The organism is Enterococcus mediterraneensis, assembly GCF_900604485.1.
Lineage (GTDB): Bacteria > Bacillota > Bacilli > Lactobacillales > Enterococcaceae > Enterococcus_C > Enterococcus_C mediterraneensis.
Map to the genome: position 1 here is coordinate 1150972 of NZ_UWOP01000001.1, position 16133 is coordinate 1167104.

Sequence of the window (16133 nt, forward strand, 5' to 3'; positions counted from 1 at the left end):
CCTGTTCACAAAATGATTTATTGTCTAACTTCAATCGGCTAGAGCGATTTGATAAATATAGGATTGGAAATCACCCTGCACTTGTGCTTGATCCGGATTGGCTCCATTAAATTGATATGGCTTGCGAATCCCAATTTGCCGCAAGATTTTTCCGCTAAGTATTTCATCATTGACTTGATAGGTTTGATCTGCTGATAAGAATGATAATGGCAAAAACTCATCAGCAGCTGAATTAGGTTTCGACAAGATTCGATAAAAACCGACGATCGCTTTTTGTTCAGTCTCATCATAGACCGCCCAAGCGACTTCATTATCAGTACCGGTTGCCAGTTGGTAAAAGCGGCCGAATGTCAGCAGCTGACGGTTTTCTTGATAAAAGGCGATTCTCTCTTGAATCGCAGTTTTTTCAGTCTCTGTCAGCTGATTAAGATCCAATTCATACCCTAATGGACCAAACATCGCCACGTCTTGGCGGATCTTTAACGAAGTCTGTCGCCATACTTGATGATTTGGACTTGCAGATACGTGGTTGCTGAAGGTCGATAAGGGGTATGCCAGCAAGGTCCCTGTTTGGATAGCCAAGCGCTCGATGGCGTCGCTGTCATCACTGGGCCAAATTTGTGGACTGTAAAAAAGGATACCCAGGTCATAGCGTCCGCCGCCGCCTGCACAGCCTTCGATCAAAATCGTTGGGAAATCTGTCAGTATTTTTTCATACAGCCGATAGACACCCAAGATATAGCGATGGAAAAATTCTGTCTGATCGATCCCCACTTCGTTCAAATAGGCAGAATAGGCTTCTGTGATATTGCGGTTCATATCCCATTTTATATAATCCAGCTCAGTTTCTTGAATGATTTTTTTCATTTGTTCATAGATCGCATCCACCACTTGTGGATTGGCAAAGTCCAACACATATTGCCCTCGACCGATGGAGATCCGTGAAAAAGGATGGCGAACCACCCATTCCGGATGAGCACGATAAAATTGACTGTCCGGAGAAACCATTTCCGGTTCAAACCAAATACCCAGTTGAAGTCCAAGCTGGTGGATTTCTTGGGCGAAAACTTTGATGCCTTTTGGAAATTTCCGTTCATCCACAGTCCAATCCCCAAGAGAACTGCGGTCGTCGTCTCGTTTGCCGAACCAGCCGTCATCCACTACAAAACATTCCATCCCCAATTCTTTGCCGCTTTTAGCCAACTCGATCAGCTTTTGATGATCAAAATCAAAATATGTCGCTTCCCAATTATTGAAAACGATCGGACGAGGCTTATTTTGCCACTGAGGATCAATAATGTGTTTTTCAATAAAGGAGGCTGTTTCTTGGGCAAAGCCGTTCAATCCTTGTGCTGAATAAGCCAATAAAATTTCCGGTGTTTCAAAGCTTTCTCCTTCACCTATTTCCCAGGTAAAATAATCTGGATGGATGCCCATCAACACACGGGTATGAGACCACTCATCAACTTCTGCCTGCCCGATGAAATTTCCTGAATAGATCAGTTGGGCGCCATACACTTGACCATGATCGATAGTCCCATTTTTTTCCTGCAACGCCACAAATGGGTTATGCTGATGCCCGGATGCTCCTTTCAATGAAGAGATGGAAACTGTTCCTTGAGCTAACGCATGACGGGTGATATGCCGTTCCTTTAACCAAGCCCCGGACAAATGCAAAAATTCATAGTCGTCTGTTGCCAGTTCCAGTACACCGCTCATCATTTTTTGGACCGTTCTTGGGACCGTTCCAAGATTGGTGATGCTTTGATTACGGACGATGACACTGTGATCATTAAAAATCGTATAATTCAGCGTCAAAGCCAATTGATGCTCTTCATCTGTCAATTGGATACTCAAGGTCTCGCCATCGTCGCCGAATGTTGTCGGCTGATGCAAACGGCGGGGCTTTCCTTTGGTTATTCGGTAGCTTTTATAGCGAAAATCCGTGTATAAAGGTGTAGTTCCCTCTGTAATCTCCAACGCGCCGGCTTTAAAATCACTGCTGCCGTAAACTGGATATTCTTGCCCACGATCTGCCAATGTAAATTGTCCGGTATCCGCTGAAAATTTCACGGTCCCCGCTGATTTATTCACTTTTCGTGCTAAATATTCTAAATCCTTGTTGGAAAGATCCCCTAATGGCTGACCATAGTAAAGATGTCCCAATTGCTGGTTAGGCATTACATAGAACAAATAGCTGATTTTATTGTTTTGTAAATGAAAGTATTGATTGTCGATTACATTAATCATTGTTTTTCCCTCGTCCCTATGTTTAGTAGCAAACAACGGTCAAGGTCTTTACGTTTCTTGACAGAGCTGCTCAATATAGCGCATCCGTTTTTTGATGCCGTGGTTGTACAAAATTTTGTAGAAAAAACCGATAAATAGAAAACCAAATTGGTCTCTCATCTCATCAAACGTATTTCGTTCAGAATAGAGAACCTCTGTTTTTGTTTCTTGTGAGAAGTGATAGGTTTGTAAAATAATGCCTTTTGTATGTTCAGTTTGCATTTGAAAGCATTCGTTTGGTCTCAGTTTTGTGATCGTCAATGTCGCCGGCACCGGCAGCCTTTCTGTTTTCGTAAAAATCTCATAGTGAATGACAGTGCCTTCTTGCAGTTGAGTGATCTCAGGATCTTTGCTTTGAAAAAATTTCTGCTGCTCTGAAATCAACGACTGATACATTGCCGCTGCACTTTGCCGAGACCGGTATTTATAGCTTAATGTGTCTATCCTCATCTGCTTAACTCCGCGGTTGGATCGTTTCTGCTTGTGCGTTTTGTTCTTCTTGATTTTCTATTGCTTGTGCTTTTTCTTCTTTCAAATATTCACGATCCATCACTAACAAGAATGGGATCCAGATCAATGTCATAACTACTACTGTGACCAATTGCAAAATGGCACCGGCAACTGATCCTGTTCCCAACCATCCAGATAAGAAGACTGGCGTTGTCCAAACGACCGTGGCACCGATCGGACGTGGTACTAAGCCGATCGCAATCGCAAAATAAGAGATCGTCGTACTAACTAATGGACTGATGATCCATGGGATGAACGCAATAGGGTTCAAAACGATCGGCAGACCAAATGTCAATGGTTCAGAAACGTTGAAGATAGCTGGTGCAATAATGGTTTTCATCAGTTTTTTCATACGAATCGAACGAGCGATAAAAAAGGCCATCGTGATAGAAATCCCTAATTGCAAACCTTGATTGACGAAAACACCCATGAACGTCGTATTGATGATATGAGGTAATTGTGCTGCGCCATCTTTATAGGCTTCGTAGTTTTCAATAGCCAAGGCACTCATGATCGGATCGATCACTGCATTGACTACCAATGTACCGTGGATCCCGAACCACCAGAAAAATTGTGTGAAGAAAACAGCTATCAAAACGGCTGGCAATGTGCCCCCTAAGCCCATCAAAGGTTTTTGCAAGATTTCATAAACAAAATCGACTGCGTTGCCCCATGAAGTAAAAGTAAACAAGTAGCGGATCACGTTGAAGAGAAACAATGGTGCTGCACCTGGGATAATAGCTACAAAAGATTCCGAGATCATTGGCGGTACAGAATCCGGCATCTTGATGGTCAGACCGGCTGCACTGATCCGGCAATAAATTTCTGTTGCAATGATCGCAGTCAAAATTCCCACGAACATTCCTTCAGCACCTAATTTTGAAATCGGGATGAATCCTCCCATCGCTTTATCTTGTCCGAACGGCAATAACATGATGAATGATGATAGCGAAATAGCACCGGCAAAGAGCTGCGATTGTTTATAGTGACCAGCCAGATGATAACCGATCCCGTAAACGATAAAAACAGCCGAGATACTCATTGTGGCATTTCCGATAGGTCCAAAAAAGTCATTCAAAAAAGTATTCAATGCCTCCGGTAAATACTTAGCAAAACCAAACGTCGTCGGCAAGTTCTGGATAATGATCATGATGGATGCGAACATCGTCGCTGGAAACGCCATCATAAATCCATCACGCAAGCTCAAAAGATATTTGTTGTTGGCGATGATCTGTGCGAAAGGAACCATTTTTTCTGATAATTTATCTACAAATTTCATATAGAATTCTCCTTTTCATTTTTTGCAAACGTTTACGGTTATTATTATATTTGCTTAGTTAATGTTTACACAATAGTTAAATAAAAAAAGTTTGCAAAATGACGATTTTTTTGCAAACTTTTTTATATTTTTTTCTTCAATCGACTGATTCTCTGATGATCAACTGACTGGCACAGATAACAGTGATCGGCATTGTCCGCGTTTCTAAGATTCGTTCTTTCGCCATATTCACAGCCAATCGTCCCATTTCTTGGGCCTCCATCCGAACACTGGACAGCGCTGGGTTCATGTATCTTGCCATTTCGATATCATCAAAGCTGATAACAGAGATATCTTCCGGTATTCGCAAACCTCGGACATTGATGGCGCGATAGACACCTACTGACATCGGGTCACTGGCGACCACCACCGCAGTAGGACGCGGATTTAATGCCAACATCTCTTCTGCCATCTGCAGACCGCTCTCAGGAGACCAGTCTTTTTGAAAACTGTGGCTGAACTGTTCCAGATCCTTCAGCTTCATCCATTGTCGATACTGCTCCGCTCGAACTTCTTCTTTGTAGAAATGTACTTCTCCGTCTTTATCTACCTTACTGGCAATCCCGCCGATAAATGCGATATTACGATGACCTTTAGCATATAGCGTATCCAAGATCTCGAACGTCTTTGACGCAAAATCAGTGCGGATACAATCATATTGAGCATCATTTTGATAGTTGTCCACTAGAATGAGCTTTTGATTATACTTCATCACTTCTTCCAACGCGTCGGTGGTCATTTCCCCGATCATGATGACTGCACCGTATTTTTGCAACTGTTGCCAGTCCTTTTGTTTATCCCGCATTCGAAAGACCCGCACTACTTTCAAACGCCATTTGGCTGCTTCTTTTTCGATACCTTGGCGAATATGTTGGAAATACGGATCATCCAGTTCACTTTCTGCACTATGCCGCACGATCAAGGCGATTGCCAGATCATCTCCTGTATTCCGAGAGCCCCGCTTGTTTTTTTCTTTAGAATAGTTGACTTGGTTTGCGATCTCGATCACTCGCTGACGGGTATGTTCATTGATACTGAAGGTTTGATCATTATTTAAGATTCTGGAAACACTTGCGGCCGAGACTCCTGCCATTTTAGCTATATCACGAATACTTGCCATTTAAAACAACTCCATATTGTTTACTGTTTACATCTTATTTGTTTCAGAGTAAGCTGTTTTATCTGGTAAGTCAAGCATCTATATCCATTATCTATCTTAATCAAAAACTTCCATACTTTGCTTTTTGGCAAAGCCATAAGTGGAGATGCTGAGAAACAGCAATGTAAACGCCAGCAGTACGACGATATTGATCAAGATCGACGAGAAAGAAGCGTTGGACTGCAATCGTTTGATGGTATCCAATACCCAATACTGTGGAGTGATCCGTGCGATTTGCTGCATAATATTTGGCATGACCTCGCTGGGGATCAATGCCCCGGAAAGCAGACTGGTAACGGTAAAGAGGATACTTTGAACACCGCTGGCAAATCCCGAGCTTGGTGAATTGACACCGATCGCTGTAGACCAAGCGACAGCTACCAATCCGAAGATTGCTAGAATAAAAATCAGCTGACTTTCCGGCAAACCAATGCCGATACGAAAAACACGAGTCATCAGCAAGACTGTAAAAATGACTTCAAACAGCATTGCTGAAAAAGCAAAAATCGCTGTGCCGCCAAAATAGGCGGTTTTAGAAACAGGTGTAGTCATCAGGCGATGATAGATTTTATTGCGCCGTTCATTTTGGATGGTATTGGCGCCGAAATTCCCTGCTTGATACAGAAGCATCATCAACATAAAACCGAGAATCTGTATGCTCATTGATTTCCCGCGAGAATCTTGATCAAATGATTTAAATTCGATCGTCGGTGTTTCTGCTAGGAAATCAGCGGCAGCTTTTTCGTTGGCTTTTTTCGCAAAGCCGGCAAAAACCAGTACTTCATTGTAAGTGGTCTTTACTGCCGTTTGGACAGTGTCGATGACTTCACCGGTTTGAAAGGTTCGCAGTGATAGCTCAGCTGCTTCTCCTGCTCGGATCTTTTGAGAAAAGTCCGCAGGGATCACTAGGTTCACCATCGTATTTTGGGCCGCAAGCTCTTTGTCTGATTCTTGCTGGTCATCGATTTCTTTGACATTGATCCGTTTGTCGATAGAGGAAATGAAATACTCGCTGTAAACAGACTGATCTTGATCCACGATCCCGATAGTCAATGAATCTGCTACGCCATCGCCGCTGCTGTAAGCGAAAAAGTATATGAAGATACTCAAAAAGGGTACTCCTAAAAGAAACAAGACCTGCAGAGGATGATTTTTCCAAATGATAAACCGCTCGCGGATGACCCATAACATTTCTTTCATTTAGAATTCCTCCCTACGCGTCAACGCCAGCATCGTCCCCAGATATAGAACAGCGGCAATGACTAAATTCAATATGACACCGTGCCAGCGCAGTGGATTGCTCGTCCAAAAGGCTTCGCGGATCGGTCCCATCACCCAACCTAATGGTGAAAAAGCCATCATACGCTCATCCACCGGAAAGTAGCCGCCGCCTAAAAATGCCGCTACTTGAATGATGACTTGCGTGATCCCCATTCCAACTCCTTGACCGATCATTTCCAAGAAGACACCGATCACTAAAAACAACACCATCAATGAAGACAAGTTGATAAACGAAAAACCGAATTGCTGCTGCCAAGGAACATCAAAGACTACTTGGGTGATCAGCATCTGAACACCGACTACCAATAAACCCAACAATACATGTCCTAAAAATGTCGAATGGAAGATTTGTTGACGACTGACCGGACTGATCAATTCTCGCTGCAATGTTTTCATGCGGCGTCCTTTGCCGAACATATCCAATCCATTTTCCGCCATATATAAGATAAACAGACCGATCATCGCTACCGCGTAATATTGATAAGAAGTTGCCGGTTTCTTCAGATTCGTTCGGTCTTCTTTTACTACTTGATTCAACTCCGAGGGCTGGAGCATGATATCTTGAGGTGAAACGTCAAATTGCGCCGCACCTTGCATCAAACGCATAGACTGAAAGATCTCTACTAAATAACTTTTCAGCAAAGTAAATTGGATGTCTGACAGATTATCGGTATGGACCGTGATTTTATCACCAATCGTAAAATAGACGTCCGCCTCTTGCTCTTTCAGCGCTTTTATCGCGCTGGATTCGTTTTTTCCATTTTTGAAATCGATATTTTTAATATCCAGTTCTTGCTGCAGTGCCTCAAATTGTGCACCGGTTTCTTGATCTTTGATCACATATTGAACATTGATCTTTTCTACTCGATCGGCAATTTCCACACCGAATGCGCCTTGCAGAACTGATCCTAAGATTACCATCAATAACAATGGAAAAATCAAAAAATAAATATATGTCGCCTTATCCCGTAATTGTTGGACAAGCGTTCGAATCACAATGGGTAAATTCATCTCATTCACCTACCTATCCCTTAGATTGCGGCCGGTCAGATTCAAGAAGACCGTTTCCAGATCGATTTCCTGCTGATGAACCCGATCGACCTCTACACCTTGCTGGATCAAGTGCATCAGTAGTTGATTCAGTACACTGCTTTCGTTTGCCACTGTCACTGTCAAAAGCTGTTCAGCAAGCTGCGCTTGAATGACTCCGTTTTGCTGTTGCAATTCTTCTAAAACGATATCTTGAGGATTAGCAACGGTGATCATGATATTCTTTTGATCCGTGATCAGATTCACCAGCTCTGTTGCGGTTCCTTGAGCGATCACTTTGCCATGATCGATAATGATAATCGTATCAGCTAAACGTTCAACTTCTTCCATATAATGACTTGTATAGATCAATGTCTTACCCGCTTGCCGCATCTTCTCGATCGTTTCCATGATGTAATTGCGGGATTGCGGATCGATCCCTACAGTCGGCTCATCCATGATGACGAATTCCGGTTGATGTACGATCGCCATAGCGATATTCAAACGCCGCTGCATCCCGCCGGAAAAAGTCGCCGGTTTGTCTTTTTTACGCTCCCACAGTCCTACCAGTTTTAGCGCTTGTTCTACGGCGTCCTTCAATTTGGCTCCTCGCAGACCGTATAATCCGCCGAAATAACGAACATTTTCTTCCGCACTTAAATCATAATAAATCGCCAAATCCTGAGGGACGACTCCGATTTTTTTCCGCAGTTCGCGATTTTTTTCCGTGACCGCCTTACCAAATAAATTGATTTCCCCTGATGTCTTTTTCAATAAACCAGTGATCATATTGATCGTAGTAGATTTTCCAGCGCCATTGGGACCCAGCAAACCGACGATCGTCCCCTTTTCAACCGAAAAGGAAATATCATCCACCGCGATCGACGAACCGAATTTCTTCGTTAAATGCTTGACCTCTACAATTCGTTCCATGTTTTCTCCCTCCAAACCCTATGTTACATCCATCATAAATAAAAAAGAGAAACCACACTAGTGTAGTTTCTCATCAATATCCTATGAGATTTCTCATGTCTGACTGATCGGCAAAATCGTAGTGACAGTAAAACCATCAGAGCTGTCGATCAATAGCTGACCATCCAGCATGGCCGTGCGTTCTTCCATTCCGATAATCCCAAGTCCCTTATGATAGACTTTGGCAGAGCGGCCATTGTTGCTGATCTGAAAACGCAGGAATCCTTTGTAAACATGAAGCCTTACAATGACCTCGCTGGCATTGGCGTACTTCAGCGTATTGGTCAGACTCTCTTTTAGATTGCCCAATAATACTTGCCATTGGGAAGGATCCAATTGATCGACTTTGCCGAAATATTGAAAGGACGCCGCGATTTGATACCGTTCGGAAAAATGCTGAAGTTCTTTTTTGATGCGATTCAAATTCAACGACTCCGTCGCCGGTGCTTGCGTATGCAACAAGTGACGGATGTCATCAATCCCATTGCGCGTAGTGGCGATCGCCTGATCCAACAAATCCGCCGCCTGCTTTGGATTTTTTTGATATACCGCTTTGGCAGCCTCCATTTGGATCAGACCGCCAGTGAGCTTATGTCCTAATTCATCATGGATCTGATGGACCAGACGCTGTCTTTCTGAAAGGGCAGCTTCTTTTTCCCGCGCTTCGCTGTTCATGACACTTTGAGAAAACAGTGTAGATAAACGATTGCGTTCCACTCGCAATAGTTCTGATGAAACATTCAATCCATGATATTCTTTCTCCAACTTTTCTATAAAAATGAAAAAACCTAAAATCAGCATACTCCAAAAAATAGCGGCCAATTGCAGATAATGAGAAGGCAGGTAGGCACCGTATAGTAACAATATGGCTAAACTGCCCGACAACGTATAGCCATTGATCCGGTATTCCACACAGCAGCCTAACGCATTCGGCAACAGATAAAACAATAGCGGTTGGACAAACGGCATCGCTAATGCCGTCAAAAGTTGCAACAACAGAAAAATCCCCTGCTGTTTCGTAAAACTGATACTCAGCAATACCAGACTCAACCAAAAAAGCAGTAAAATAATAGGAACAGCTAATGTATCGGATTGTAAAAATAAAAGACAAACGACGGCCGACAAAGATAGAACATTCAAAAAAATTTTAAAAGTGTCCATCTGTCCCTCCACTTTTGCCGGTCAGATAATAGATCGCCAGCTGTGTTCGATGCTCCAGTTCCAACTTGTGCAAAATATTAGACAGACTGTTGTTGACTGTCCCTTCCGTCAGAAAAAGTTTATTGGCGATCTGCTTGTTGCTGAGGCCTTCCGCTACCAACCGCGCGATCTCGCTTTCTCGAGGCGTCAATTCTGACAGCTCTGGATGTGCAAACTGCGGTTGAAATTGGCGGCCGGCCTTTTTCAATACATCTTCAGATAACATACTCTGCCCGTTCATCACGCTATGGATCGCTTGGATCAGCTGCTTAGGCTCTGTATTTTTCAGCAAATAACCGGAAGCTCCATTTTTGATTCCTTCAATGATATAATTATCTTCATCGAATGTCGTCAAAATGATCACCTTTGCAGAAGATGTCTCGGTAATGATTTTAGTAGCTTCAACTCCGCTCATTCCCGGCATCCGAACGTCCATCAATACGACATCTACAGGATTATTTTGGCAATAAATAACGGCGGATGAACCATCATTTACACAATCTATGATTTCAAATGAGGGTTCGGTTCCTAATAAAATCGCCAAACCGCCAGTGATGATCTCGCTATCGTCTACTAATAAAATCTTGATCATAATTTTTTTCCTGTCTTTTTTATTTTAATTGTAAACGAGCGGCTCTTGTTTGCCAATGCTTTGGAAAGAAAACCGCAGGATCGAAAGAACTGTTCTATGTCTGGGTTCCGACATTTTTTATACAAGAAATGTCGAGTAGCCATCGACAGCTTTTAGTAAGATAAGATTCAGAAAGGGGGAACAACGATTGCTAAAAGAATTGAACCACGTCATTGATTATATCGAAGAACATCTGACCGATGACTTGTCGCTGGAAAAAATCTCTGAATACGCCGGAGAATCTGATTATCATTTCAGAAAAATATTCTTCTACCTGTCAGGAATGACCCTCAGCGAATACATCAAAAACCGCAGATTATCAGAAGCCAATAAAGAACTGCTGCAAGGGCAAAAAGTCACTGATGTCGCGTTTAAATACGGCTATCAATCATTAGACGGCTTTACTCGCGCATTCAAAAAATGGAGCGGATTTCTGCCGTCAGACGTCATAAAGCTGCGGGTCAGCAAAATGTTCCCAAAACTTTCATTTGTTATAGCCGTTAAAGGAGGAACTAGTATGGAATTTAGAATTGAAGACAAACCGGCATTTAACTTAGTGGGTGTCAGCAAACGTATCCCGTTGCAATTTGAAGGGGTCAATCAAGAAATCGTCAAATTAGCACAAAGCATCACTCAGGCACAACGAGAAGAAATGCATCGCCTGCAAGATATCGAACCAATGGAAGTAGTCAATGCTTCTTTTGATTCTGATACTGACTTTTTAATTGAAGGTGGAGAACTGACTCATTTGATCGGTGTCTTGAGTACCAAAGAAGAAATCAGCGATCAATTGACAAAAGTACCGGTCGCAGCTGCTACATGGGCGATTTTCCCAAATGAAGGTCCATTCCCATTCACGCTGCAAGATACAATGGCAAGAATCTATTCGGAATGGCTGCCTTCTTCCGACTATGAAGTCATCAAAGCGCCATCTTTTTCATTCACCCATCTATCTGAAACAGGCGACTATGCATATAGCGAAGTCTGGGTACCTGTTCGCAAGAAATAAGTTTAAAAACAGCGACATTATGCTATGCCGCTGTTTTTTTCTTTCCAATTCATTGATTTCAAAGTTTTTTGAACACTTTCTAAAAACGTTTCACGTGAAACAGTTTGGCAAGTATTGTGAGAATATTTATTTTCTATATATAACAATAAAATAACTTTCTGCTATCGAGTAACGCCGTAATCTAGTAAACTGGTAACGAGGTGAGAAAAATGAAGATTGAGATCCGCAATGCCCACGAAAAAAATTTGAAACATATCGATTTAGATATTCCCCGTAATCAGTTCACCGTGATCACCGGTTTATCTGGTTCAGGAAAAACGACATTGGTGAAAGATACTCTTTATATGGAAGCCCAGCGGCAATATTTGGAAGCGATGAATTACCAAGGCATCCAAAAACCGAAAGTTGACGAGATCCGACACTTGTCGCCGGCGATCTTGATCGACCAAGAAGACCGCAACGAAAATCCCCGTTCTACTTTAGGCACCCAGACTGACATCTTCACTGATTTGCGCATGATCTTTGAAAAACTCCATACACGACAATGTCCGAATTGTCAGCAACAAATCGCCGCCAGTGACGCCAAAGAAGAAACGGAAAAAATCGCCGGTCAATTTCATGTTTACATGTATTGCCCAAATTGCAATTATCGAATGGACAAACTGACCCGTTCTCATTTTTCTTTCAATACCAAAGAAGGCGCCTGCCCTACTTGCCACGGATTAGGAAAAACACTGGCACTTAAAGAATCAAAAATCTATGATTCCGCAAAATCCTTGGAAGAAGGCGCAGTCACTATCTGGGCGAAAGGATATCGTGATTATCAAACCGGTATCTACTATAATCTGTTGCGCCACTTAAAACTGCCGGTGCCTGAACAAAAGCCGTTGACAGAATTTACAGAAGAACAATGGCTATTGTTAAAAAAAGGGATCAACGCTGATTTTGTGCAAGAAATAAAAATGCCGAAAAAAGTCCAAGACGGCCGCTTTGACGGCATTGATACGAAAATCTGGCAAAAAATCTCCGAAAGCAGCGGCGTACCGGCGGCCTTTGCGCCATATGTTGGGGAAACTGTCTGTCCTGATTGCCATGGCGCAAAGCTCAATCCATTGAGCCGTTCCGCAACTGTCTTCCAACAGCCGCTTCCCGAAATCGAAAGCTGGGATCTGCTGCAATTGAAAGAGTGGTTAGAAGAAATCGCCGCGAAAATGACTGAGAAACAAGCTGTTTTTGTTCGAGACTATCTGCAAGATATATTGACAAAAATCAAGCGGATCGATCAAGTAGGACTAGCCTACCTTTCATTGAATCGCTCTTATGCCACATTGTCTGGAGGAGAAGCACAGCGGATCAAATTAGCGGCAGTCTTGGATTCGCCTATGACTGAACTGATCTATCTATTGGACGAACCAACTATCGGTCTTCATCCCAATGATACCGATGGCGTGATCAAGATGATCAAAAATATCTGTGATCGGCAAAATACCGTGGTGGTCATCGAACATGATGAATCAGTGATCCAACAGGCTGATTGGGTCATCGAGATCGGACCAAAATCCGGTGTAAAAGGCGGCGAAATCTTAGCTTCAGGGACTTATGACCACTTGCGGCAAGACACCCATTCCCTGCTTTATCGATCACAGCAAAAAAAATATCAGCAGGACAGTCAAACACGCTCAACTAATACCCCGGCGTTAACGGTAGATCACGCACGAACCAATAATCTGAAAGATATCTCATTGACGATCCCTGCGCAATGTTTGACGGTGGTGACCGGTGTTTCAGGTTCAGGAAAATCTAGTCTGGTTTTCAATGAAATCGCCGAAACAGAACTGAATGATTCTGATACTGTTCGTTGGGAAAGTGATTTCCGACATCTGATCACCATCAGTCAAAAGCGCCCCGCCCGCAATCGCCGCTCGATCATTGCTACTTATTTGGATCTTTTTGATAAGATCCGAGCATTATTTGCTGATGCTGCAAAACAACAAGGGAAAAATTTGAAAAGCAGTGATTTCTCATTTAATTCTGGTGAAGGCCGCTGCCCCAACTGCCAAGGATTAGGGACCATCGAAAGCAATCAGCTCTTCTTCCAAAACATCGAGATCACCTGTCCTGAATGCCATGGTACTCGGTATAAGGAAGAAGTCTTAGCAATCAAAGTAGACGGCCGTTCCATCTATGATGTTTTAATGATGGATATACCTACTGCTATTGAATTTTTAAGCCGGCAAAAAATAGACACCAAGCCGCTGGTCTTATTGCAAAAAACCAATTTGGATTATGTGACGTTGGGTCAGTCGACGGACACATTATCCGGTGGAGAAATGCAGCGCCTGCGTCTAGCCGCTGCCATTGCCAAAGAAAAACAAAATAAAAACCTCTTCTTGATGGACGAGCCTACGACTGGGATGCATAAAATCGATGTCTATCATTTTATGGAGCTGATCCAACAATTAACGAACGAAGGCAACACATTTATCTTTATCGAACACAATCTGGATGTTATCCGACAAGCAGACTACGTTATCGAATTAGGTCCGATAGGCGGAAAAGACGGCGGACATGTAACATTTAGCGGTCCGATCGGTGAATTCCTCACCAGCACAACCCAAACCGCCAAACATTTGAACTAAAAAACAGGAGCAGTGAAGATCTCCTTGCGAATTGGTGCGGATAGATCTTCACTGCTCCTGATTTTTTTAGAATACTTTTTGGTATCTTTGATAAGAGAAGATACCGAAAACAACCACGATTGCGGCCAACCAGATGAATGCTAAGGATAGATCGCCGCTGTGGATACCGTTGTTTTCCAACAACAGATTGCGGGCTGCTTCAACGATCGGTGTCATCGGCTGATGTTTCGCAAAAACAGCGATCGGTTTTGCCATCCCGGCAGTTGGTACGAACGCGGAGCTGACAAACAATAACATCAGCAGCAAGTAAGAGAAACTACCCGCACTTTCCCAGCTTTTGGCGGTGATAGAAAATGGGATCGCGATCAACGTCATGGCAAATGCGAAGAGAATCGAGATCGCCAAAAACAGCAGCATGTTGCCGGCTGAGAACTCTGGACGGAAGCCCATGATCATACCAACAACAAATGTCGTCAGCTCAGACAGCAGCATAAAGATTACCGAAGCGACCACGTGAGAGCCTAAAACGATCCAGCGGCGTATGGGCATCGTGTGGAGGCGATCCAAGAAGCCGCTTGATTTGTCCATATTGATTCTTAATGATGTATACGCTGAACCCATCGTCATCGTGATCAGCATAAATCCTGGCAACGCGTAATTTAAATAATCAGCCGTCGAGGTCTCAGTCCCGTTCAAGCTGATGCTGCCGCCAAATACATAGACAAAGAACAGCAGCATAAAGATCGGTGTACCAAAAACGGTGATCAGTGTATCTGGATTGGTTAGATTCTGTCTTAAGATCCGCGTTGTTAACGCAGATAATTGTTTAAAAGTTTTCATTTTTCTTGCTCCTTCGTGATTGTCAAAAAGATCGTTTCCAAACTAACTTCTTCTGCTTTTAGCCCAGTGATCGCTATATGATTGTCTACCAGTAATTTCAATACAGCTTGTCGATCCGCCTCGTTGACGGTGTAGGCAGTATCTTTTACTTGATACTCGATCGCCAGCTGGTTTAATAACTCATTTGCTAATTCCTGCTGCGAAGGTTCGATAGTGATTCCGATTTTCTGATTGGTATTTTTCTTCAATTCAGCAGGTGTCCCTTCCAATACGATCTCACCGTGATGGAGAAAATAGATTCGATCCGACAGGCGATCCGCTTCATCCAAATACTGTGTGGTAAGGAAGATCGTCTTGCCTTCTTCTCGCAATTCTTGGATGATACGCCAGATTTCCAAACGATTTTTTGGATCGACACCGGTGGTCGGTTCATCCAAGAAAATGATCTCAGGATCACCAACTAAAGACATGGCGATATCCAAACGACGACGCATCCCGCCAGAATATTCCGCCACCCGACGATTGATAAATTCTTCTAACCCCAATCGTTTTGCTAATTGAGCAATGGTTGTTTTTTCATTTTTTACATTGCGCAAACGGGCGATCAGGCGCAGATTTTCATAGCCGGTGAAAAACATGTCGACAGTTGCTTCTTGGGAGTTCAGACTGATCAACTCACGAACGTCATTAGGCTGTTTCTGAACAGAAAGTCCTTTGATAGTGATCGTACCGCTGTCTGGCAGCAATAAGGTAGTCATCATTTTGATCAGCGTAGTTTTACCAGCACCGTTTTCTCCTAGTAATGTGTAGATCGCGCCTTTCTCAACAGACATGGAGATATCTTTCAACACTTTGACATCCCCGAATTGTTTTTTGACATGTTCTATGGTGATTATGGGTTGTGATTGGATTGTTTTCATTATTTTTCGATCCTTTCAAATTCATCTCTTAGTTTTTTACGGGTCTTGTTGATCCACAATACTTCTGGATATTCCGCCATGATCTCATCTGCGAATTGCACCGGATCTTCCCCAACGATCTCTTTGATCGGTCTGCCTTCCGCTGCTGCATCAGCGAACAGTTGCAGCAGATCTTCAAAGATCACCATGAATTCACCGCTACCAAAAAAATTCATCATGTAATGATCCAATGCAGTCAATGCTTTTTTATACTCGTCTGGCAGTTGCGCTTTTGCCTTTTGATAGTCTTTATATCTCTTTTTCTCACTTCGCATATTTGTATACCAATTTGTCATT

At 43.0% G+C, this 16133-nt stretch carries 14 protein-coding genes; 2 read left to right on the plus strand and 12 right to left on the minus strand.

Annotated features, from left to right (window positions below; genetic code table 11):
- Positions 1 to 30: 30 nt before the first annotated feature.
- From EFB00_RS05600 to EFB00_RS05640, 9 genes are all read right to left on the minus strand, one after another.
- Positions 31 to 2250, minus strand: a complete 2220-nt coding sequence (locus EFB00_RS05600; protein ID WP_122645897.1) for an alpha-galactosidase — start codon at positions 2248 to 2250, stop codon at positions 31 to 33.
- Positions 2251 to 2298: 48 nt separating this feature from the next.
- The gene (locus EFB00_RS05605) at positions 2299 to 2739 is read right to left on the minus strand and encodes a DUF3284 domain-containing protein (protein ID WP_122645898.1); all 441 of its coding nucleotides are present in this window, start codon (positions 2737 to 2739) and stop codon (positions 2299 to 2301) included.
- Positions 2740 to 2743: 4 nt separating this feature from the next.
- Positions 2744 to 4078 (minus strand): PTS sugar transporter subunit IIC, encoded by a 1335-nt coding sequence (locus EFB00_RS05610; protein ID WP_122645899.1) that lies wholly within the window; start codon positions 4076 to 4078, stop codon positions 2744 to 2746.
- Between the two features lie 136 nt (positions 4079 to 4214).
- Positions 4215 to 5237 carry a LacI family DNA-binding transcriptional regulator gene (locus EFB00_RS05615; protein WP_122645900.1) on the minus strand — a complete coding sequence of 341 codons (1023 nt, stop codon included), beginning with the start codon at positions 5235 to 5237 and terminating at the stop codon, positions 4215 to 4217.
- Positions 5238 to 5333: 96 nt separating this feature from the next.
- The gene (locus tag EFB00_RS05620; RefSeq protein ID WP_122645901.1) at positions 5334 to 6476 is read right to left on the minus strand and encodes an ABC transporter permease; all 1143 of its coding nucleotides are present in this window, start codon (positions 6474 to 6476) and stop codon (positions 5334 to 5336) included.
- Positions 6477 to 7568 (minus strand): ABC transporter permease, encoded by a 1092-nt coding sequence (locus tag EFB00_RS05625; protein WP_122647050.1) that lies wholly within the window; start codon positions 7566 to 7568, stop codon positions 6477 to 6479.
- Between the two features lie 9 nt (positions 7569 to 7577).
- Positions 7578 to 8519, minus strand: coding sequence for an ABC transporter ATP-binding protein (locus EFB00_RS05630; RefSeq protein WP_122645902.1), 942 nt, complete (start codon positions 8517 to 8519; stop codon positions 7578 to 7580).
- Between the two features lie 93 nt (positions 8520 to 8612).
- Positions 8613 to 9719 carry a sensor histidine kinase gene (locus EFB00_RS05635; RefSeq protein WP_122645903.1) on the minus strand — a complete coding sequence of 369 codons (1107 nt, stop codon included), beginning with the start codon at positions 9717 to 9719 and terminating at the stop codon, positions 8613 to 8615.
- A complete protein-coding gene (locus EFB00_RS05640) occupies positions 9706 to 10350 on the minus strand; it encodes a response regulator (RefSeq protein WP_122645904.1) in 645 nt (214 codons plus the stop codon). Before EFB00_RS05640 ends, EFB00_RS05635 begins: the two co-directional genes overlap by 14 nt.
- Before the next feature lie 187 nt (positions 10351 to 10537).
- Here EFB00_RS05640 and EFB00_RS05645 point away from each other — a divergent pair, with 187 nt between their 5' ends.
- Positions 10538 to 11398 carry an AraC family transcriptional regulator gene (locus EFB00_RS05645; RefSeq protein WP_122645905.1) on the plus strand — a complete coding sequence of 287 codons (861 nt, stop codon included), beginning with the start codon at positions 10538 to 10540 and terminating at the stop codon, positions 11396 to 11398.
- Between the two features lie 209 nt (positions 11399 to 11607).
- Positions 11608 to 14037, plus strand: coding sequence for an ATP-binding cassette domain-containing protein (locus EFB00_RS05650; RefSeq protein WP_122645906.1), 2430 nt, complete (start codon positions 11608 to 11610; stop codon positions 14035 to 14037).
- A gap of 66 nt (positions 14038 to 14103) precedes the next feature.
- Here EFB00_RS05650 and EFB00_RS05655 read toward each other — a convergent pair whose 3' ends face one another.
- Genes EFB00_RS05655 through EFB00_RS05665 form a run of 3 tightly spaced genes read right to left on the minus strand, consistent with a single transcriptional unit; the run spans position 14104 to position 16132 of the window.
- On the minus strand, positions 14104 to 14877 hold the full coding sequence (locus EFB00_RS05655; protein WP_122645907.1) for an ABC transporter permease: 774 nt from the start codon (positions 14875 to 14877) through the stop codon (positions 14104 to 14106).
- Positions 14874 to 15797 (minus strand): ABC transporter ATP-binding protein, encoded by a 924-nt coding sequence (locus tag EFB00_RS05660; RefSeq protein ID WP_122645908.1) that lies wholly within the window; start codon positions 15795 to 15797, stop codon positions 14874 to 14876. The genes EFB00_RS05655 and EFB00_RS05660 overlap by 4 nt, the downstream gene beginning before the upstream one ends.
- Positions 15797 to 16132 carry a DUF1048 domain-containing protein gene (locus EFB00_RS05665; protein ID WP_122645909.1) on the minus strand — a complete coding sequence of 112 codons (336 nt, stop codon included), beginning with the start codon at positions 16130 to 16132 and terminating at the stop codon, positions 15797 to 15799. Before EFB00_RS05665 ends, EFB00_RS05660 begins: the two co-directional genes overlap by 1 nt.
- Position 16133: the final 1 nt, after the last annotated feature.